Genomic DNA, 20698 nt, shown 5'->3' with positions numbered 1-20698 from the left:
GCCATGAGCACAAGCAAACCGATTACCGCCGAAATGAAACGCGCGCTGCACGACGGGCTGGTCATCCCCGCCCATCCGCTCGCGCTTACCGCAGACCGCAAGCTTGACGAAAAGCACCAGCGCGCCCTGACGCGCTACTATATGGCAGCCGGCGCAGGCGGCGTCGCCGTCGGCGTGCATTCGACGCAGTTCGAAATCCGCGATCCCGAAGTCGGCCTGTTCGAGCCGGTGCTGCGGCTGGCGGCCGAAGAAGTCGACAACGCCGGCCTGAAGCGCCCGTTTTTCAAAGTCGCCGGCATTTGCGGGCCGACCGAACAAGCGCTGGCGGAAGCCGACATCGCCGTCGGCCTCGGCTACGACGTGGGGCTCGTCAGCATGGGCGGCCTGCGCGACTGGACGGAGGAGCAGCATCTGGCGCGCATCGCCAAGGTGGCCGAGAAGATGCCGGTATTCGGCTTCTACCTGCAGCCGTCGGTCGGCGGCCGCATCTTCAGCTATGATTTCTGGAAGGCTTTTGCGGACATTCCGAACATCATCGCGATCAAAATGGCGCCGTTCAACCGCTACCAGACGATCGACGTGGTGCGGGCGGTTTGCAACTCGAAGCGCCGTGACGAAATCGCGCTCTATACCGGCAATGACGACAACATCGTGAACGATTTGTTTACCGCGTACCGGTTCATGGTCGACGGCCAGCCGGTGGAAAAACGAATCGTCGGCGGCCTGCTTGGCCACTGGGCGGTCTGGACGCAGAAGGCGGTTGAGCTGCTCGAGAAAATCAAACAAGTGCGCGGCGACGGGCAAATCAGCGAAGAATGGCTGACGCGCAACGTCGAAGTGACCGACACGAACGCGGCGTTTTTTGATCCGGCGCACCATTTTGAAGGCTGCATTCCCGGCATTCACGAGGTGCTTCGCCGACAGGGGTTGCTGCAGGGCCGCTGGTGCCTGAACCCGAAGGAAGAGCTGTCGCCGGGCCAAATGGAAGAAATCGATCGGATGTACCGCGACTACCCGCATCTGAACGACGATGCGTTCGTGCGCGATCATTTGCAAGAGTGGCTGAAATAGCTTGAGTGGAGTGACAGGCTAACTTGGGAGACAGCGAAGGGGGAAGCGGGTCGTGCGCTTCAAGGATGTGTTCAGCATCATCGGGCCGGCGATGATCGGTCCGTCAAGCTCGCATACGGCGGGGGCGGCGCGCATCGGGCTCGTCGCCCGGCAGCTGCTGGGCGGCATCACGGCCGAACGGGCGCGCATTACGTTCTACGGCTCGTTCGCCGAGACGTACCGCGGCCACGGCACCGATCTGGCTATCGTCGGGGGGCTGCTGGGTTACGCCACTGACGACCCGCGGATCCCTAATGCGCTGGAGGAGGCCGAAGCGGCGGGAATGGACGTGATTTTCGCCGAAGCGGTCAATCCCGTGTATCACCCGAATACGGCAAAATTGCAGCTGGAGGGCGGCGACCGTTCGGTCGTCGTCATCGGCTCGTCGATCGGCGGCGGCAACGTGGAAATCGTCAGTGTCGACGAGTTCGACCTTAAATTCGGCGGCAGCTACCCGACACTGATTATCGACCACCGCGACCGCACGGGGCTGATCGCCGACGTAACCGAGCAACTGCGCCGCGAAGCGGCCAACATCGTCAGCATGGACGTCGACCGCAAAGGGCGCAACGGCGAAGCGATGACGGTGATCGAGCTTGATGCGCCGCTGCCGGAAGCGTGTTTGCGGGCGCTGGCCGGCATCGACGGCGTCGCGGGTGTGCGAACGGTTGATTTGACGTAGGGCGTGTCTGAGAACTCCGAGGGCAGCAGATTGTGCCGAATTTTCGTTCCATGCAAGGCGGTTTTGCGCAGGCTTACCGGGGGTAAGTCAAGCAAAGGCAACGCAGCAGGGGGCGAAAAGGCGGTGCAAGATGCCACTGAGCGGGTTTTCAGATACGCCCTAGGAAAAAGGAACGGAAAAGGCGTGGGCGGAGAGAGGGAGTAAGGTGAAATTTCGCAATTTGCAGCAGCTGGCGGCGATGTGCGCCGAAGAAGGCAAATCGATCGGCCGGCTGATGGCGGATGAGCAGGCGCGCGAATCGGGGGCAACCGCCGAGTCGGTCGTTGGCAAGATGAAGGAGTATTATGCCGTCATGAAGGACGCGGTGCGCAAAGGGCTGACCGAGGACACGACGTCGCGCAGCGGCGTGACCGGCGGCGATGCGCAGCGCGTTCACCGCTATATGGAGGCGGGGCCGGACGACGCGACCAGCCTGGGCGGCATCGGGACGAAAGCGATGGCGTACGCGCTGGCGGTGTCGGAAATCAACGCCTCGATGGGCCGTATCATCGCCACGCCGACGGCAGGCTCTTGCGGCATCATCCCCGGCGCGTTCGTCAGCGCCCAGGAGCGGTTCGGCTGGAGCGACGAGCAGATGGCGTACGGGCTGCTGGCAGCCGGCGCGATCGGCTACGTCATCGCGAACAATTCGTTCATTTCCGGAGCGGAAGGCGGCTGCCAGGCGGAAGTCGGCTCGGCCGTCGGCATGGCGGCCGGCGCGATGGTCGAGCTGCGCGGCGGCACGCCCGCACAGGCGATGCACGCGGTTGGCCTGGCGCTGAAAAACAGCCTCGGCCTCATCTGCGACCCTGTCGGCGGGCTCGTCGAAGTGCCGTGCATCGTGCGCAACGGCTTCGGCGCGGTAACGGCGCTTGCCGCCGCGGACATGGCGCTCGCCGGCGTGCGCAGCGTCATCCCGTCCGACGAAGTGATCCAGGTGATGCTCGAAGTAGGCGGAGCGATGCCGGAGAAGCATCGCGAAACGGCAAAAGGCGGGCTCGCCCAGACGCCGACCGGCCGCCGCATCACCGAACAGCTGCGCCAGCGGGACGGCAAAGCCGGCGGCCCGGCCGAACAGGCGGGCAACTGACGGCCGCCCGCTTCCTGTCTGCGCCCACGCGAGCGAACATAAGACAAAGGGGCTTGATCCGCATGCTTCAGGAACTGCGGGAGAAGAGTAAACAATACGAACAGCGTTTGACCGCCTTTCGCCGCGACTTGCACGAGCATCCGGAGCTGAGCCTCCAGGAATCGCGCACCGCGGCGAAAGTGCTGGAGCAGCTCGAGCCGCTGGCGCTCGACATCCGCACTGGCGTCGGCGGCCACGGCATCGTCGCCGATCTCCGCACCGGCCGGCCGGGGCCGACGATCGCGCTGCGCGCCGATATGGACGCGCTGCCGATCCGCGAGGAGTCCGGCGTGCCGTTCGCCTCGCGGAACGCCGGCGTGATGCACGCCTGCGGCCACGACGCGCACACGGCGATGCTGCTTGGCGCGGCCTGGCTGCTGGACGGCGTGCGGGACCGGTTGTCCGGCACGGTGCGGCTGCTGTTCCAATCCGCGGAAGAAATCAACGCCGGCGCCAAAGCGATGATCGCCGAAGGCGCGCTGGACGGCGTAAAAGAAATATACGGTCTTCACAATATGCCGAATTTGCCGGCGGGGCTGATCGGCACGCGCAGCGGACCGATGATGGGCTCCGTCGATCGCATCGACATTGTCATCGTAGGCAAAGGCGGCCACGGCGCGATTCCCGACCAATGCATCGACCCGATCGTCGCTTCGTCGGCGATCGTGATGGGGCTGCAGACGGCGGTCAGCCGCGAAATATCGCCGTTCGAGCCGGCCGTCGTCACCATCGGCAGCTTCCGCGCCGGCGACGCGAACAACGTCATCCCGAGCGAAGCGGTGCTGTCCGGCACGATCCGGACGTTTTCGCCGGCGGTGCAGCAGCGCATGCCCGGCATCGTGGAGCGGATCGTTACCGAAATTGCCGGCGCCTACCGCTGCCAGGCCAAGCTTGTTTACACCGAGCAGAACCCGGTGCTGGTCAACGACGCGGCGAGCGTCGGCTACGTCGATCGCGCGATCGACGACATGTTCGGCCGCGAGCGCCGGGTAGAAGGCGCGGTGACGGCGGCGGGGGAAGATTTTTCGGCGTATTTGCAGCGCATTCCCGGCGCATTCGTCTGGCTTGGCTCGGGTCCGCAAGTGAATGCGGAAGCGGCGTACGGCTTGCATCACCCGAAATACGTGCTTGACGAATCTTGCCTGCCGCAAGGCGCGGCGCTGCTCGCGGGCATCGCCGCCGAACGCTGCCGCGCCTGACGGACGCGCTATTCGACAATGGAGGTGTACGGAAGGTGGGCGTCGATTTATCGCTTGTGTCGGGGCGCGGGCAGTTGGAGGACAACGACAGGGCATCCCTCAGCGGCATTTCGATCGGGATCGTGTGTCCGAACGCATTTGCCGATCAGATGGAGCGGGTGCTCAAGTATTTTCCCACGCTTGTGCCGATCGTCAGGTCCTACGACAACGAAGAGCAAGCCCCCGAGCTGGCGAACGAATTGACGGGCAGCGTCGAGGTGCTGCTGTTCTCCGGGCCGGTGCCCTACTGGCGGGCGAAGGAGCGGATCGCGTTCGAACTGCCGGTCCACTATGTGCCGCTCAGCGGTTCGGGCTTGTACCGCGCGCTGTTTCTGCTCGACCGGCGCTACCGCAAGCAGCCGCTGTCGTACGACACGCTGCCGCGGCAGGACGTGGAGCGCGTCTGGCGCGAAATCGGCGAGCCCGATTGGCCGGTGTTCGGCTTCGACGGCCGCTCGAACCCGTCGCGCCGCGAGCTGGTCGAGTTTCACCGCAAGCTGTACGACCAGGGCGCCACGAAAGCGGCGTTGACCGGCGTGCGCACGGTGTCCGAGGAACTGACGCGGCTCGGCATCCCGAACGAATGGATCGTGCCGACCGATCTCGACATCGTCGTGGCGCTGGAGCGCGCGCTGCTGGCGACCGCAACGCGGCGCAGCAAGGAGCCGCAAATTGTCGTCGGCCTCATCAACATCGACAAGTTCGACAAGCTCGCCGTACAGCAATCGTCGGAGCACGACGTGCAGCGGCTCAAGCTGGACATCCATCGCCTGCTGCTCGGTTACGTCGAGTCGCTCGACGGCCATTTGACGCATATGGGCGGGGACGAGTATTTGTTCGTGACGACGCGCGGCATATTCGAGCGGGAAACGGGCGGCTACAAGCGCATCCCGCTCGCCCGCGACATGGAGAAGGCGTTCGGCCTGTCGCTCAGCATCGGCATCGGCTTCGGCCAGACGGCGAACCAGGCCGGCACGCACGCGCGGCTGGCGCTGCGGCAGTCGAAGGAAGCGGGCGGCAACGTCGCGTTTATCGTGCGCGAGGACAAGGGGCTGATCGGGCCGCTGGAAATGAGCGACCCGTGGGAAGCGGATTTGTCGCTTATCAGCGCCGAGCGGATCAAACGCGCGGAGCAGGCCGGCATGACGGCCGTGTACCTCAGCAAGCTGATCGTCGACGTCAGCCGCCGCGGCAAAACGCGCTACGTCGCGCAGGAGCTGGCATCGCTGCTCGGCGTCACCGTGCGTACGGTGCACCGGCTGCTTACGGTATGGCTCGACGACAAGCTGGTCAGCATCGTCGGCGAGGAGCGAAGCCTCGGCAAAGGCCGGCCGAAGCAGGTGTATGAGCTTACGTTTATCGCGGAAATCGTTCGCAGCTTGTAAGGCTGTATGGATGCAGGATTACGGGGAGAGATGGAGTATGAAAACGTATCGTGTGGCTGTTGTCGGCGGCGGCGGCATTGCCGTCGAGCATCTGAAAGGGCTGCGGGAGCAGGAGCGGTTCGTCGCCGTGGCGGTTGCCGAGGTGAACGAGGAGCGGGGGCGTGCGGTTGCGGCCGAATACGGTATTGCCGCCTACACGGATTACAAGGAAATGATCGAACGCGAAAAGCCGGACGTAGCGGTAGTGACGCTGCCGCATTTCCTGCACAAGGAAGCGGCGGTCTTCTGCGTGGAGCATGGCTGCCATGTGCTGCTGGAGAAGCCGATGGCGATGAATGTCGCCGAATGCGACGCCATTATCGCGGCGGTCGAGCGCTCCGGCGCCAAGCTGTTCGTCGGCCACACCCAGCATTATATCGCGGAGAATCGGGCGGCGAAGAAGCTGATCGCCAGCGGCGATCTGGGCGAGCTCGTGATGATCAACGACTGCCGGCACGTGTCGTATTTCACCGACAAAAGGCCGAAATGGTTTCTGCAGAAAGCGCTCGCCGGCGGCGGCATCCTGACCAACCTCGGCTCGCACTCGATCGACAAAATTCAATGGCTTGCCGGCGCGCCTTTTGTTTCCGTCAAGGCGTCGGTCAGCTATCGCGCGCCGGAAGGCGACATCGAAGGCAGCGGGCTTGTGTTCGCGACCAACGCAAACGGCGTGCCGGCGACGATTTCGCAATCCGGCTACAGCGGCGTGTATAAGGATGAGACGGAGTTTTTCTTCACGAAAGGTTCGATCAAGCTGATGACCGGCCGCAGCCTGTGGATCAGCGAAGGCGGCGAATACGTGCAGGTGCCGGTCGAGCGGGAAGGCGCGTGGTTCGCGCTGCAGTTCGCCGATCTGCTCGCTTATATCGAAGAAGGCAAGGAGCCGGAATGTTCGATGGCCTACGCCCGCAGCGTGGTGGCGGCGGTCGAGGCGGTCTACCGCTCGCATGAGAGCGGCGCGGAAACGGCGGTAGCGGGTTAACCAGGTGCGCGGGAGGCGAGACGGAATCATGGGCGGAAAAAAAGCCGTCGGCGCGGGAGTGGCTTTTGTGCCGCTGGCGCCGATTCATGCGGCGGCGGTTACGGCGCTGTGGAACGGCGAATGGCGGGAGACGTTCCCTATGCGGGAGCGGATCGTGGCGCAAAATTGTTTTGAAGACGCCAATGTGGTGGCGGACGGCTCCTGGCTCGCGGTTGACGAAACGAGCGGCGAGGCGGTTGGTTTCGTTGTGGCCAAGCGTTGGCAGGACGGTACGCCGGGCGTGTCGTTCGACGGTCGCGACGGCTGGATCCACGCGCTGCTCGTGCGCGGCGACCGCCGCGGCGCCGGCGTCGGCGGCGAGCTGCTGCGGCGCGCAGAAGAGGCGCTGCGCGCTTGCGGCGTCAGCCGCATTCATCTCGGCGGCGACTTCCACTGGCGCATGTTTCCCGGCGTGCCGGAGCAGTGTGCCCACGCCGCGGCGTGGTTCGAGCGGCGCGGCTACTCGGGCGGCGAGCCGCGGGTCGACCTTGCGCGCGACTACGGAGCCGCGGCGGAAGCGACGCCGCTGCCGGCCGCTGGCGCGACGTTTCGCATCGCGTTACCGGACGACCGGGAGCGGCTCGCCGCGTTTCTGCAGCGCTGCTTCCCCGGCCGCTGGGCGTACCAGACGATCCAGTATTGGGACCGCGGCGGCAATGGCCGGGAGTTCGTGCTGTGCGAGGAAGGCGGCGAGCTGGTCGGCTTCTGCCGCATCAACGACGGCGAGTCGCACATTTACGCCCAGAACGTGTACTGGGCGCCGCTGTTCGCCGGCGAGCTCGGCGGCATCGGGCCGCTCGGCATCGACGACGCTTGCCGGGGCAAAGGCTACGGCCTCGCCATCGTGCAGGCGGCGATCCATTTCCTGCGCGGCCGCGGCGCCGACAGCATCGTCATCGATACGACGGGGATCCCCGATTTTTACCGCAAGCTCGGGTACGAGGTGTACCGCACGTATACGCCGTACAGCAAGGATCTGGCCGGCTGAACGGCTATTATGCAACAGGCGACTTCGCGAAGAGCGCAGCGATGCGATGGCTTCGCGGGAGTCGCTTGTTTGCGTTGAAGGAGGTGCTGCCTGCCGCGGGTGCCGGCAGGGATTGTTTTATGAAATAGGCGATGATTTATGGGCTATTTCGTTGAAAATGCCCGCCGGCCGAAAAATAGCCAGTGATTTCGCTGGCTATTCGGCGGAAATGTGCGGCTTGGGGTGGATCGGACGAAATAACCAGTGATTTCACTGGCTATTTTCGAGGAAAGGGATAAAATGGGGGCAATAGGCCATTTTTTATGGGCTATTTGCGGCGAGGAGTCATCTTAAGGAGCGTGTTCGCAAGCATGCGGCAAAACGGGGCGCGGGAAGTGTGCGGCAAGCTGGAGGCGTATATTCGCGACTATTTGGCGCTATGGGACTTTTACGGGGTCATTCAAGTGATTCGCGGCGGCGAAACGTTGTTTGCCGAAGCGTACGGGCACGCCAGCATCGAGTTCGGCATTCGCAACCGGCTGGAGTCGCGTTTTGCGCTTGCTTCGGTTTCCAAGCAGTTTACCGCCTTTGCGGCGATGCTCCTCCATGACCAAAACAAACTCGACCTCGATCGGCCGGCCTCCCGGTATCTCCCTGCCGAGCTGCACGTGGACGAGTCGGTCACCGTGCATCATCTGCTGGGGCATACGTCGGGGCTGCCCAATTTTTATTCGTTTGAGGACGATTTTTTTGCCGGCTATAACCGGATGAATTATTCGCGTAACGAATATTTTCGCCGGTATATAATCGGGAAGCCTGTCCGACCGCCGGGTACGGCATACGACTACAACAACGCCAACTACAACTTGCTGGCCTGGATCGTCGAGCACGTTTCCGGGGAAGCGTTTGGCGATTATATGCGCAACAACGTTTTTGCGCCGCTCGGCATGACGCAAACGGAAACCGACGACGGCTGCAAGCCGCTCGCGGGCCGGTCCGCGAATTATGCCGTCGATTTTGACAAGGTTGTTAAAGCGCCCTACTACAACGAAAAATACAGCATCGGTGCGGGCGCAGTCATTTCCACTTGCGCGGATTTGTACCGCTGGTACGAGTGTTTGCGGGATCGGCGGTTGCTGTCTGTGCAATCCTACGTTCGGTTTTTTGGCGTAAATCTTAACCATTATTGCTACGGACTGGAGCATCGACACGTGAACGGTACGGACTGTTACTCCCACGGCGGCGATCACCTCGGAATCGGCACGTATGTGCAGCATGGATTCGAGGACGATCTGAGCATCGTCATCCTGTCCAACAACGAAGCGATCCATCAGTATCGGCTGGGGCAGGCGATTTCCGAGCTTGTGCACGGCGGCGAAGTCGAGGTTCCGGCCAAACACGAGGAGGTTGCGGTCGACGACAGCGCGCTCCTCGACTATTGCGGCGTGTACCTGCCAAACAAAATCGAAATCGAACGGATCGGCGGCAAATTGTACTTTACAAGGTTCGCCGGCAATTTGCATATTGAACTATACCCGGTTGGCGAAGGGAAACTGGCGCGCCGCCATTCCGATCAGATACGCCCTTACAGCATCGGCCGCAACGAAAACGGCGTTCCGACGTTTTTCGGTTACCCCAGGATAAGCTCCGCCCGTTGAACCGGGCGGTCCGGGGACGGCAGCAATGTTGTCAGGTTAAGCTGTAATGGTGGTCCCGATCTACTGGAAGGCTGAAATCGGCCTTATTTCGTCTGCCGTTCGCCGCGATGCGTTTAGCGCATGTTTCATGCGCTGCAGCTGCTTTGCGGATCCGCCGCGGCGCGTTTTGCGCATGTTTCATGCGCTGCAGTTGCTGGCCACCCGCTCTAAGGCTGAAATCAGCCTTATTTCATCCGCCGCTCACCGAAACGCCACTTTAAGGCTGAAATCAGCCTTATTTCATCCGCCGCTCACCAAAACGCCGCTGTAAGGCTGAAATCAGCCTTATTTCATCCGCCGCTCACCAAAACGCCGCTGTAAGGCTGAAATCAGCCTTATTTCATCCGCCGCTCACCGAAATGCCGCTGTAAGGCTGAAAATTGCCTTAACTTGACAAAATTGGGGGGGTGGCTGGGCGGCAGCAATGTTGTCAGGCTAACGCGGAACAGGAAGGGGGTTGTGCAAACAGGCGATATTTTGAGGCTGCCGATTAACCGTTCCCAGCTTCGGAAATCGGCGGGGGTGCGTAACAATGTATGCGAAAAATCATACAGATTGGAGGGGGCACCCGTCAAATGCAGCGCATACAGAATACGCGATTTGAGCCTGGGTTTCGAAAATAGATGCGAAAAATCATATCGATTCTCTGCGCGCATCTGCCGCCCGCTCCGTCTCCAACTCTCCTGCAGCTCCTCCCGCCGCCCCCGCCCGCTCCGTCTCCAACTCTCCTGCAGCTCCTCCCGCCGCACCCGCTCGCTCCGCCTCCAACTCGCCAGCCGCTCCTCCCGCCGCCCCCGCTCGCTCCGTCTCCAACTCTCCTGCAGCTCCTCCCGCCGCCCCCGCTCGCTCCGCCTCCAACTCGCCAGCCGCTCCTCCCGCCGCCCCCGCTCGCTCCGCCTCCAACTCGCCAGCCGCTCCTCCCGCCGCCCCCGCTCGCTCCGCCTCCAACTTGCCAGCCGCTCCTCCCGCCGCACCTGCTCGCTCCGCCTCCAACTCGCCAGCCGCTCCTCCAGCCGCCCCCGCTCGCTCCGCCTCCAACTCGCCAGCCGCTCCTCCCGCCGCCCCCGCTCGCTCCGCCTCCAACTTGCCAGCCGCTCCTCCCGCCGCCCCTGCTCGCTCCGCAAGGTTATGACTAGCTTCATCTTTCGTTTGCACCCGCTCGCTCCGCTCTCTTTTGCCAACTGCCCGGTTCGCTCCCGTCGTAATCTCCTTGCACCGCTCATTGACGAAACGGCCAAAGGCCGTTTATACTCTTTATGAATACGTATTCATATCGGCCGAAAAGGAGGGCGCCGCATGAAGCGCAAGCCGACCGTCATCGATGTTGCCCGCAGGGCCGGCGTTTCGCAGCCGACCGTTTCGCGAGTGCTCAACAACCATCCGCACATTCGCGAATCGACGCGGGCGAAGGTGCTGCAGGCGATCCAGGAGCTGCAGTTTACGCCGGACGCCGTGGCGCGCAGCCTGGTCAGGAGCAAATCGAGCACGCTCGGGCTGATCGTCGGCGATTTGTCCAACCCGTTCTACGCGGAGACGGCCAAATGCATCATCCGCAGCGCGCACGAAAGCGACTACGAAGTCATCATGCTCGACACCGACTACGACGACGCGCTGTTCGCCCGCTGCTTGCGTACGCTTGCCGCCAAGCGGGTCGACGGCATCATCGTCGCTTCGGTCACGCGCACCGACGAGCGCGTCAAGGAGCTTGCCGCCAAAGGCATGCCGGTTGTGCTCTACAACCGCAATCTCGACGATGGCAGCTTGCCGTCCGTGGAAGCGGACAACTACATGGGAGCCTATATGGCGATGCGCCATTTGGCGGCGTTGGGGCACCGGAAGGCAGCCTTCATCGCGGGACCGTTCCAGTTTACGACTTTTTACCATCGTTACCGCGGTTTCCGGGCCGGGATGCGCGATTTCGGCTTCGATTCGCGTGCGCGGCTCGTTTATAAGGGAGCGTACACATACGCGGAAGTGCTTGCGTTCACCAGGAGGCTGCTCGAGCGGAAGGACCGGCCGACCGCCGTGTTCGCCACGACCGACCAGATGGCGATCGCCGTGCTGGACGCCGCTTCGCGCGCCGGGCTGCGCATTCCGGAAGACTTGTCGGTCATCGGCTACGACAACATCGACTGGGCGGACAATCCGTACATCGGTCTGACGACCATTTCCGCGCAGAAGACGGCCATGGCCCAGCTTGCGCTGCAGCAGCTGCTGCGTGTAATCGAAGCGAAGGACGAAGCCGGCGACGAAAAAAAGAACGTGGTGCTGGAACCGCAACTGGTCATCCGCAAAACGACAGGAGCGTGTCCGGACAGCGTCAAGCCGGGCATTCCCGAACCGAAGATCCCATGATGAAACGACAGAGGAGCGATCACGATGTTCATTCCCGGTCAAGTCAGCGAAATTCGTCTGCCCAAGGTGCTGCGGTTCGGCACGCAAACGCTGCAGACGCTTATTCCGGAGTTGAAGCTTTACCCCGTCAAACGTATCGGCCTGATCAGCGATAAGGGGCTGGAGCGCGCCGGCGTCGTCGAGCAAATTGCCGCGATGCTGCGGGAGGCGGAGTTCGAGGTGACGACGTTCACCGACATCGCCGGCGAACCGACGTTCCCGCTTCTGGCGCGGACGATTCGCTTCATGCAGGAAGCGAAAGCCGAGCTGATCGTCGGTTTGGGCGGCGGCACCGCGATGGATACGGCCAAGGCGACGGCCGCGCTGATGGACAAAGAGGACCCGCAGCCGTACATGGCCGGCACGGCGGTTATTCCGAACCGCACGATTCCGTGCGTCGTGCTGCCGACGACGTCGGGCACCGGCTCCGAGGTGACGTACAACGCGATCTTCGGCGACGAAGCGACCGAAGTGAAGCGCGGCATCGTCAGCCACGCGCTGCTGCCGGACGTGGCGATCGTCGACCCGCTGCTGACGCTGTCGTGCCCGCCGAAAGTGACGGCCGCATCCGGCGTCGACGCCTTTACGCATGCGATCGAATCGTACATCGCCGTCCGCGCGACGCCTCTGACGCGAATGTACGCCGAGCAGGCGATGAAGCTGTTCGCGCCGAACATCGCGAAGGCGGTCCACTTCGGCAGCAACATCGAAGGCCGCGTCGGCATGAGTATGGTCAGCCTGCTTGCCGGCATCGCGCTAGGCAACGCCGGCGTCGGCGCGGTGCATGCGCTGGCGTACCCGCTCGGCGGCAAGTATCACATCGAGCACGGTGTCGCGAATGCGCTGCTGATGCCGTATGTGTTCGACGTGACGGCGGCGACTTGTACGGAAGCGTTCGCGGATGTTGCCGGCTTCCTGCAGCTAGGCGATTATGCGCACCGGCCGCACGAGGCGCCGCAGGCGGTCGTTCAGTATTTGTACGGCCTGCTTCGCACGCTCGACCTGCCGTCGACGCTGCGCGAGCTGGGCGTTGACGAAGCGGCGCTGCCGCTGATGGCGCAGCAAGCGTCGAAGATCGACCGGCTGCTGAACAACACGCCGTATCGGTTGAACGAGCAGAAGATTTTGGGCATTTACCGCAAAGCTTACACGGGGTTCTAAACAGCGCGAGAGAAGGAGAGATTCCGATGACGATGGCAAAAACGACCGACACGGCGCTTCAGAGCGTGCCAACGCAGCTGTTTATCGGCGGCAATTGGGTGGAGGGGGCGCAGCATTATGAGCTGAAAAGCCCGTACGACGGCCATCTTGTTGCGCTTATCCCGCTCGCTCAGCCGGACGATGTCGAAGCGGCGCTGCAGGCGGCTCAGCAAGCGGCGCCGGCGATGCGCCGGCTGACGGCGTACGAGCGCTCGCGCATTCTGGAGCGAGTGTCACAGCTGATCGAGGAGAACATCGAGCTGTGCGCACTGATCGCCGCGCACGAAAACGCAAAGCCGCTGAAGGCGGCGCGGGCGGAGCTGGCGCGCACGGCGGAGACGTACAAGTTCGCGGCCGAAGAAGCGAAACGGCTGCACGGCGAGACAGTACCGCTCGACGCCGCGAAAAGCGGCAAAGGCCGCTTCGGCTTCACGAAGCGCGAACCGCTCGGCGTCGTGGCGGCGATCACGCCGTTCAACTTCCCGTTCAATCTGGTCGCACACAAGCTTGGACCGGCGTTCGCCGCCGGCAACACGGTGGTGCTCAAGCCGGCTTATCAGACGCCGCTCAGCGCGCTGCTGATTGCGAAGTTTTTTGCCGAGGCGGGGCTGCCGGCCGGCGCGCTCAATGTCGTCACCGGACGCGGCGGTGCGATCGGCGATCGGCTCGTCACCGACAGCCGGGTTAAGATGGTCACATTCACCGGAAGCGTGCCGGTCGGCCTCGGCATCAAGGAGAAGGCGGGCCTGAAGCGGGTGACGCTCGAGCTTGGTTCAAACGCCGGCGTGATCGTCGACAGTACGGACGATTTGAACGCCGCGGCGGCGCGATGTGTCGAGGGGGCGTTCAATTTTGCCGGCCAGGTGTGCATTTCGGTGCAGCGCATCTACGTGTTGCGCGAGCTATTCGAGCCGTTCCTTGCCGCGATGAAGGCCAAGGCGGAGGCGTTGGTGCTCGGCGATCCGCAGGACGCCGCAACCGATGTGTCGGCGCTGATCCAGCCGGCGGAGACGGCGCGCATCGCCGGTTGGGTGGCCGACGCGGAGCGGATGGGGGCCCGCATCGTCTGCGGCGGCAAGCAGCGCGGCTCCGTGTTCGAGCCGACGATTCTGACCGGCGCCGGCGACAAGCTGGCCGTTTCGTGCCAGGAGGCGTTCGGCCCGATCGTGGTCGTCGAGCCTTACGACACATGGGACGAGGCGATATCGCGCGTCAACGACTCGGAATACGGCCTGCAGGCCGGCGTGTACACGACATCGATCGCGCGCGCGTTCGACGCGGCGGAGCGGCTGGAGGTCGGCGGCGTCATCATCGGCGATATCCCGTCGTTCCGCGTCGACAACATGCCGTACGGCGGCGTCAAGAACAGCGGCGTCGGCAAAGAAGGCATCCATTACTCCACGGAGGAAATGACCGAATTGAAGTTTGTCTCATTTTTGTTGTAAAAGGAATGCAAAACGCAGGCTGCCGCGGGAAGCGGGCCTGCGTTTTTGCAAAATAGCCTATAAAAATGGCCTATTGGCCTCTTTTTCCGCGCATCGACCAAAATAGCCAGCGAAAACACGGGCTATTTCCTCACGGTCAGCCATTTCAGGCCCAATAGGCCATCAAACATGGCTTATTTCGCGGCGGTGCGGTGTTGCGTCGATGCGGCGGTTCGCAAGGTATCAAGGTATAATGGAGAAAAAGGAGGTTCGTAACCATCGCATGAAACAAATCGCTGCCGGAGCTACGGCCGACATTTTCGAATATGACGTAGCTAACGTTCTGAAGCTGTACCGACACGGGTTCGCCGAGGAGGCGATCCGTTACGAATATGAGCTGACCCGGGCGATTGGCGCGCTCGGCATCCCGGCGCCGGCCGCGTTCGGCATGGTCGGGCACGAACGGCGCACGGGGTTCATCCTTCAGCGCATCGAAGGGACCACGCTGCTGCAGCGATTGCTCCTCGCCCCGCAGGAACTTCCGCAGATCGCGAAGCAGCTGGCAGAAGTTCACGCCCATTTGCACGGGACGACAGTCGATGAACCTACCGCCTCCCGTCTGCCTATCCGCCAGCAGCAAGAGGCGCTCGCTTCCGGCATCCGGCAAGCCGCTTCGCTGACGGAAGCCGAACGGCTCCACGTGGCCGGCCATCTCGCCGGATTGCCGGCGGGGCAGGCCATATGTCATGGCGATTTCCATCCGGACAACGTGATGATCGGCGACCGGGTATGGATCATCGACTGGATGAACGGCAGCCTCGGCCATCCCGCCGGCGATGCCGCGCGGTCGTTGCTGCTGCTTCGCTTCGGCACGTTGCCGGCTGATATTTCCGCCGCGCAGAAGGAAGCGCTTTCGCGGTTGCGGAATCAGCTGGCCGACAGCTACAGCGAGCATTATCGCGCTATCACGAATACACCGGCGGAAGCGATCGAGGCCTGGATGCTGCCTGTGGCGGCGGCCCGCCTGCCGGAGTGCGGCTCCGCCGAAGAAGAAGCGCAGCTGCTTGCTTACATTCGCGAACTCCTGCCGGCGTAGTCAACTGCCGCTCAGGAACGAAGCGAACGTCAACTCCCGGAACGTTTCTTTCCACGGCGAGACGGCCGGCAGCTGTTCGTACAGCCGCTCGGCCTTCTGCAGGCAGACCGACTGCACGACGCGGCAGTATTCCAGACAGCCGGAGTCGTGGATCATCCGGATGATCGCTTTTTTTTGCAGCAGAATGGCGTCCTTCGGGATGGTGCCTTCATAATACTCCTGAAACGGACGAAAGGCCGGATCGTCGATGGAGAGCAAGTATAGGGCCGGGAGCGTGCGTTTCTTGCCGAGCAGGTCGTTCTTCTCGTCCACGCGCACGATATCGCGCATGTCGTTCTGGATTTGGTGGACGAGGCCGATGCAGTCGGCCAGCTCGTGCAGGATGACGATGGCGTCGTCCGATACCTGCGTATCGGCATAACCCATGAAACAGGCAAAACGGAACAAGGAACCCGATTTTTCCTGGGTCATGCGCAAATAATCGTCCACGGTGGCGATCGTATCGGTAACATCGGCCTGCTGGCCGTTGATCGAACGGGCGACGATGCGGCTCGCTTGAACGAGCGCCCGGCCCTGCACCTGCAGTTCCCCGAGCTCGGCAACGACGCCCATCAATAAGGCGAGCAGCGCATTAAGCGCCACAGGTGCCGGGCACCGCATCCACGGCTTGTCGCTTTGATCCTGGTCCTGCAGATCGTCCATCAGATCGAGCGCCAGCAGCACCGTCTCCGTCACCGCAGCCATCCGTTCGATCTGAGGCGAATTTCCGCCCAGCATATAATGCGCGCTGACGGTAATTCGCGCCCACGAGGAACGCTCGCGCTCTTTCTCGGCGACGAACGATTGCAGCAGCCGGGCGAACGCCTCGTCGTATGCGGCATCCTCGATCATGCGAGTCATCAGAAGCTTCGTCTCCGGATGCAATGACCTCGCCTCCTTGGGACATCAGGAATAATAAGGACTCTTGATAAATTTCTCCATTGCTTCCAGACGCGATTTGGCCCCCAGTTTTTCATAAATTTTGCGGAAATAGTTGTCGACCGTCCGTTTGCTCGTATGGATGCGATCGGCGATTTGCTCGTGGGTCGAGCCTTTGACAAGCATGTTCATCATGAGCAGCTCCTCGTCATCCAATGCCAGCTCGTTGCCTGCCCCCCGCGCCAGTTCGCCGCTAAACTGGATTTGCCGGTAGAGGGGGATCGGGAGCATCGTGTAGCCGTCAAGGATGCAATGCACCATGTTTTTGATCGTTTGTTCGCTGGCCTCTTTCGACAACACGCCGCTGATGCCGAGCTGGACTGCCTTGTTATGAATGCCCCTCAGCTCGACCCCGGTAAAAATGACGATATGAATGTCGGGGTATTGCTGCTTCAGGCGGGCGGCAACGTCAAGACCGGATTCGCCGGGCATATGGTAATCGAGAAAAATAAGTCCGGGCCGATGCAGCGCCACTTGTTCCATGCATTCGCCGGCATTGCGCACGACGCCGACCACCTCGATCCCTTCGACGGTAGCCAGCAAATCTCTTGTTGCGTCGGCTACCAGCGGATGATCGTCCACCACCAGCGCTTTCATCGTTTTGGTCATGCTGAGGCCGCCTCCTTGGCAGGGATCGTTACGATCACTTTCGTCCCGCTCCCGGTTTGTGTGATGAACTCCAATTGCCCGCCGATCTGGATGATCCGGCTTTTGATTTGTTTGATTCCGGCGCCCGACGAACCGATTTGTAAATTCGGCACGCTGCTGTATTCGAAACCGACGCCGTTGTCTTCGTAAAGCAGTTGGAACTTGCCCGGGGTTTCCGCGATCCGGAACGTGACTTTAGTCGCATGCGAATGCTTCTTCGCATTGGCCAGCAATTCCTGCACGATGCGGAACACGTGCCGGTTGGTTTGCAAATCCCGCGTCTCCTTCGTCAAGGCGTCCTTGGTCAGGAACTCGAGCTGAAACGGCGCCGTATACGCCTCTTTCTCCATATACGTTTCCAGCGTCTGGACCAGTCCGACTTCCTTGAGCAAATGCGGATTGAGCTCAAAGCAGCTTTCGCGCAAACCGGCATTAATCATCTCCACAAAATGAATCATCGAGCCTAACTCCGGATCTTCCTTCGGCAGAGCAGCCCTTTCTCCGAGCTTGGCCAGCCGCCGTTTCAGGAAAAACAGATCCTGCATCGTCGTGTCGTGCAGATCGGTTGCGATGCGGATGCGTTCTTCCTCCTGCAGCTCGTACATCACTTTGCGGAACCACTGGATATCCTGCGCCGCCTCTTCGTCGGGCAGTTGGGCGGCCAGCTGCTGCAGCCGGGCGGTCAGCTTGCCGATCAAATGGACGTTCTCCAGACTTACTTCCAGGTAGGAAGTAATCAGCCGCAGCCACTGCAGCTCCTCCTTGCCGAGCCGGAGGTTCGACTTTTTCCGGGTGATGACAAGGTAACTTGTGTACAGCTCGTGGCTGTTCATTTCAATAAACGTGTACACCGGATGAGGGGCGATAGCCGGCTCGCCTGCCAGCCGCTCGATTTCGGCGGCATCGATGTCTCCTTCGGGAATCACTTCGATTTCGGTTTTGTACCGCAGGACGATAGCGGCTCCCATGACTTGCAGCGTCTCGACGATATCGGCGAGAAAGATCGCTTTCAGGTCGCGGAAGCTGGAGATCGTGCCGAGGTTTTTGGCGATTTTTTTGAGCGCCGATTGCAGGACGAACTTGCGCGGGAACAGGATTGGTTCGAGCCGGGTAATCAAATATTCGGCCGCGTACAGCACCGTTGTCAGCAGGAGCAGCGATCCGATGAAAACGAACAGGATCATCTTCTCGTCGATCGAATGGCGGAACAGGAACACGTAGAAGCCTGTAAACAAGCTGACCGGAACGACCGCAAGCAGGCCCGCGAACAGCAGCCTCCGCAGCACAAGGCCAAAATTGTACAGCCTGTCCACGGCGATCAGGTAAGCGAACGATATCGGAAACAGCAGGATGATCCAACTGGTGTAGACGGCGTTAAGCACGCGTTGTCCGGTCAGGATTTGGGGCAGGAACGACAGGCAGATGACCGGCAGAAACGAAATCGCCCAAGATAAAATCACACTTCTGACGATGGTGGCGACGTAGGATTGTTGCTTGCGGATTTTGCCGTAGAGCATGGCGAGCACGCCCAGATTGTACAGGAACCCAATGATGAACAGGATCAAGGTAACCGCTTCGTTATACTGAAAGATCGGATAGGCGTAAGGCGGATACAGCATGAAGCAGCGAACGACGAAGCTGATGCCGAACACGGCGTACATGTAGGGCAAAATGCGCGTCGGCAGCTTCATGTTGCCCTTCTCCCGGAAAAAGACGACGAGGAAATGGTAGAATACGATCGGCAAAAACGTCATCAGGTTCGTAATCAGCAGCTTGCCGATGACATCTCCCCGTACGGACGCGCCCCGGCTCATATAGATGAGGGCAATGGTGAGGAAAACGACGGCCAGCATCCGCGCCGACGGGTAGCGGCGCATGTGCACCACAATCGCGATCGCCACGGCGAAGCAAACGATCGCTTCCGTCAACGGAACGAAATATTCGGTCACCGTATGGTTGTTTTTGACGGCGATCGTAAATTCCTGTCCTCCTCTGTCGATCGTCAGCGAACGAGCCTGCTCGACCGTTCGCCAGCGGTAAACGTAAGGCGATTCGTCGGGCAGCTCGCCGTCCACCGCCCGGACAATATCGCCGACCTTCAGGCCGAGTTCGACGCCGACACCGCCCGGATCCAGTTCCTTGATCACCCATGTTTTCCCGTCGTCCGTCTTCAGGTAAATCCCGTGGTACGGAGTATGGAACATCAAGTAGGAGCACCACAAATTCAGGACGACGAGAATCGACACGAGCAGTCCGATTGTAATCTTTTTCTTCATATAATACCACCCAAACGATCATTTTTTTGTTACAATAGTCATGTCGAAAGGCATATGTCAAAGGGGAGGTGATCGATAATGCCTATCATCGAGCTTCATCCAAACCTGCAGCAAGTCGTTCATAAGTTGCAACGCGTTGAAAATGCCGGGACAGAATGCTTGTCCCGCGAAGAGTCCGCAGCACTGGCCGACACATTCGACCGTTCGGCTCCGGGCCGTCAGAAATTACTGGAAACTCAGGCAGAGTGGGGTTAATGGTGCTAGTATTATTTTACCAAACGGCAAAAGGATTGCATAGTTTAGCCCCCGCTAAACCAGCAATCCTTTTTGATATGTCGACGACACTTATCGAGTGGCGTCGTTAATTGTCGAACGACCGGACCGGCGCCGGTTATTCGCCCGTTTCCAAATAGCGGACGACCGCCGGCTCCAGCCGAAGGTCTCCCGCCCGCATGCTTTCCTCCAACTGCTGCGGCGTGCGGCTGCCGATGATCGGGAAAACCGGGAACGGCTGCGACAGCAAGTAGCCGAGCGCCACTTCCGTCTGTGCGACGGACAGCCGTTTCGCGACTGTCGCCGTCCGCTCCAGCCGGGCAAAATTGTCTTCGTTGTAGTACAGGCTACCGACGGACGTTTTGGCGGGGACGACGTCCCGCCCGTAACGCCCGCTGAAGAAGCCGTTCGCCTGCGATGAATAAGGGATGGCGGCCATCCCGGTCCGCCGGTGATGAAGCACGTCCTCGTCCCGCATGACGAGCATGGTCGGGTCGCTTCGGTTGTCTTCGTTCGGCCGCGCGAGGCTCCACATCTTCTGGCTGGCGGCGAACGGCATCAGGCCGCGGCTTGCCGCATAATGTTTCGCTTCCTCCATGCGCGGCAGCGTCCAGTTCGAGCAGCCGATCGCGCGGATCGTGCCTTTCCGGATCTGTTCGTGCAGCGTGTCCATAATCGTTTCCACCGGCTGATTCGGGTCGTCGCGGTGCAGCCAGTACAGGTCGATGTAGTCGGTTTGCAAATGAGAGAGGCTTTGCTCCAGATCGTGCACGATGTCGCGGCGCGTGACCCGCGGGATGTGCATGGACGCGAGATCGGGATGCGCGCCTTTCGTGGCGACGATCGTTCGATCGCGGTTGCCGCGCGTACGCAGCCAGCGTCCGATCACTTTTTCGCTCAGGCTCTTCGTCCCTGGCACCCAGTCGCCGTACACGTTGGCCGTATTGAGAAAATTGCCGTCGCCGTCCGAGAACAGATCCATCAGCCGGAACGCGTCCGTTTCCGCGATATTGCTGCCGAAGCCGCCGGCGCCCAAACAGATGACCGAAGGCCGCAGCGGGGTGCCGGGGATTAACGAAGTTTGCAAGGTGGATACGCCTCC

At 61.5% G+C, this 20698-nt stretch carries 19 protein-coding genes; 14 read left to right on the top strand and 5 right to left on the bottom strand.

Annotated features, from left to right (window positions below; all coding sequences use genetic code 11):
• Positions 1 to 3: 3 nt before the first annotated feature.
• From EXY20_RS10620 to EXY20_RS10580, 9 genes are all read left to right on the top strand, one after another.
• Positions 4 to 1071, top strand: coding sequence for a dihydrodipicolinate synthase family protein (locus EXY20_RS10620; protein ID WP_135550619.1), 1068 nt, complete (start codon positions 4 to 6; stop codon positions 1069 to 1071).
• A 52-nt stretch (positions 1072 to 1123) separates the two neighbouring features.
• On the top strand, positions 1124 to 1792 hold the full coding sequence (gene sdaAB, locus EXY20_RS10615; protein WP_135550617.1) for an L-serine ammonia-lyase, iron-sulfur-dependent subunit beta: 669 nt from the start codon (positions 1124 to 1126) through the stop codon (positions 1790 to 1792).
• 205 nt (positions 1793 to 1997) lie between these two features.
• Positions 1998 to 2921, top strand: coding sequence for an L-serine ammonia-lyase, iron-sulfur-dependent, subunit alpha (gene sdaAA / locus EXY20_RS10610; protein ID WP_135550615.1), 924 nt, complete (start codon positions 1998 to 2000; stop codon positions 2919 to 2921).
• Positions 2922 to 2983: 62 nt separating this feature from the next.
• Positions 2984 to 4159 (top strand): M20 metallopeptidase family protein, encoded by a 1176-nt coding sequence (locus EXY20_RS10605; RefSeq protein ID WP_135550613.1) that lies wholly within the window; start codon positions 2984 to 2986, stop codon positions 4157 to 4159.
• A gap of 35 nt (positions 4160 to 4194) precedes the next feature.
• Entirely contained in the window at positions 4195 to 5583 is a 1389-nt protein-coding gene (locus tag EXY20_RS10600; protein WP_235885555.1) for a GGDEF domain-containing protein, read from the top strand.
• Positions 5584 to 5620: 37 nt separating this feature from the next.
• A complete protein-coding gene (locus EXY20_RS10595) occupies positions 5621 to 6604 on the top strand; it encodes a Gfo/Idh/MocA family protein (protein ID WP_135550611.1) in 984 nt (327 codons plus the stop codon).
• 28 nt (positions 6605 to 6632) lie between these two features.
• Positions 6633 to 7631, top strand: coding sequence for a GNAT family N-acetyltransferase (locus tag EXY20_RS10590; RefSeq protein ID WP_135550609.1), 999 nt, complete (start codon positions 6633 to 6635; stop codon positions 7629 to 7631).
• A 350-nt stretch (positions 7632 to 7981) separates the two neighbouring features.
• Entirely contained in the window at positions 7982 to 9268 is a 1287-nt protein-coding gene (locus EXY20_RS10585; RefSeq protein WP_135550607.1) for a serine hydrolase domain-containing protein, read from the top strand.
• A 46-nt stretch (positions 9269 to 9314) separates the two neighbouring features.
• Positions 9315 to 9578, top strand: a complete 264-nt coding sequence (locus EXY20_RS10580; protein WP_135550605.1) for a hypothetical protein — start codon at positions 9315 to 9317, stop codon at positions 9576 to 9578.
• A gap of 362 nt (positions 9579 to 9940) precedes the next feature.
• Here EXY20_RS10580 and EXY20_RS10575 read toward each other — a convergent pair whose 3' ends face one another.
• Complete coding sequence (locus EXY20_RS10575) at positions 9941 to 10462, bottom strand: hypothetical protein (RefSeq protein WP_135550603.1); 522 nt, start codon at positions 10460 to 10462, stop codon at positions 9941 to 9943.
• Between the two features lie 141 nt (positions 10463 to 10603).
• Between EXY20_RS10575 and EXY20_RS10570 the strand changes: the two genes are divergently transcribed.
• From EXY20_RS10570 to EXY20_RS10555, 4 genes are all read left to right on the top strand, one after another.
• Complete coding sequence (locus tag EXY20_RS10570) at positions 10604 to 11662, top strand: LacI family DNA-binding transcriptional regulator (RefSeq protein ID WP_135550601.1); 1059 nt, start codon at positions 10604 to 10606, stop codon at positions 11660 to 11662.
• Between the two features lie 24 nt (positions 11663 to 11686).
• Entirely contained in the window at positions 11687 to 12862 is a 1176-nt protein-coding gene (locus tag EXY20_RS10565; protein ID WP_135550599.1) for an iron-containing alcohol dehydrogenase, read from the top strand.
• 32 nt (positions 12863 to 12894) lie between these two features.
• Positions 12895 to 14346 (top strand): aldehyde dehydrogenase family protein, encoded by a 1452-nt coding sequence (locus tag EXY20_RS10560; RefSeq protein WP_135550849.1) that lies wholly within the window; start codon positions 12895 to 12897, stop codon positions 14344 to 14346.
• Positions 14347 to 14608: 262 nt separating this feature from the next.
• A complete protein-coding gene (locus EXY20_RS10555) occupies positions 14609 to 15421 on the top strand; it encodes a phosphotransferase family protein (protein ID WP_167859151.1) in 813 nt (270 codons plus the stop codon).
• On the opposite strand, the gene EXY20_RS10550 is transcribed toward EXY20_RS10555, so the two are convergent.
• From EXY20_RS10550 to EXY20_RS10540, 3 genes are read right to left on the bottom strand one after another with little or no spacing between them, the layout of a single operon-like run.
• The gene (locus EXY20_RS10550; protein ID WP_135550595.1) at positions 15422 to 16345 is read right to left on the bottom strand and encodes a polyprenyl synthetase family protein; all 924 of its coding nucleotides are present in this window, start codon (positions 16343 to 16345) and stop codon (positions 15422 to 15424) included.
• Positions 16346 to 16366: 21 nt separating this feature from the next.
• The gene (locus EXY20_RS10545; RefSeq protein ID WP_135550593.1) at positions 16367 to 17008 is read right to left on the bottom strand and encodes a response regulator transcription factor; all 642 of its coding nucleotides are present in this window, start codon (positions 17006 to 17008) and stop codon (positions 16367 to 16369) included.
• Positions 17005 to 19323: an ATP-binding protein gene (locus EXY20_RS10540; protein ID WP_135550591.1), complete on the bottom strand. Its 2319-nt coding sequence runs from the start codon at positions 19321 to 19323 to the stop codon at positions 17005 to 17007. Before EXY20_RS10540 ends, EXY20_RS10545 begins: the two co-directional genes overlap by 4 nt.
• A gap of 78 nt (positions 19324 to 19401) precedes the next feature.
• On the opposite strand from EXY20_RS10540, the gene EXY20_RS38845 reads away from it, so the two are divergent.
• Positions 19402 to 19578: a hypothetical protein gene (locus EXY20_RS38845; protein ID WP_167859150.1), complete on the top strand. Its 177-nt coding sequence runs from the start codon at positions 19402 to 19404 to the stop codon at positions 19576 to 19578.
• A 136-nt stretch (positions 19579 to 19714) separates the two neighbouring features.
• Here the strand turns inward: EXY20_RS38845 and EXY20_RS10535 are convergent, their stop codons facing one another.
• On the bottom strand, positions 19715 to 20683 hold the full coding sequence (locus EXY20_RS10535; protein WP_135550589.1) for an aldo/keto reductase: 969 nt from the start codon (positions 20681 to 20683) through the stop codon (positions 19715 to 19717).
• Positions 20684 to 20698 lie beyond the last annotated feature (15 nt).

It is taken from the genome of Paenibacillus cymbidii, from assembly GCF_004764705.1.
Lineage (GTDB): Bacteria > Bacillota > Bacilli > Paenibacillales > NBRC-103111 > Paenibacillus_AN > Paenibacillus_AN cymbidii.
This window is presented reverse-complemented; position numbering and strand designations above follow the sequence as displayed.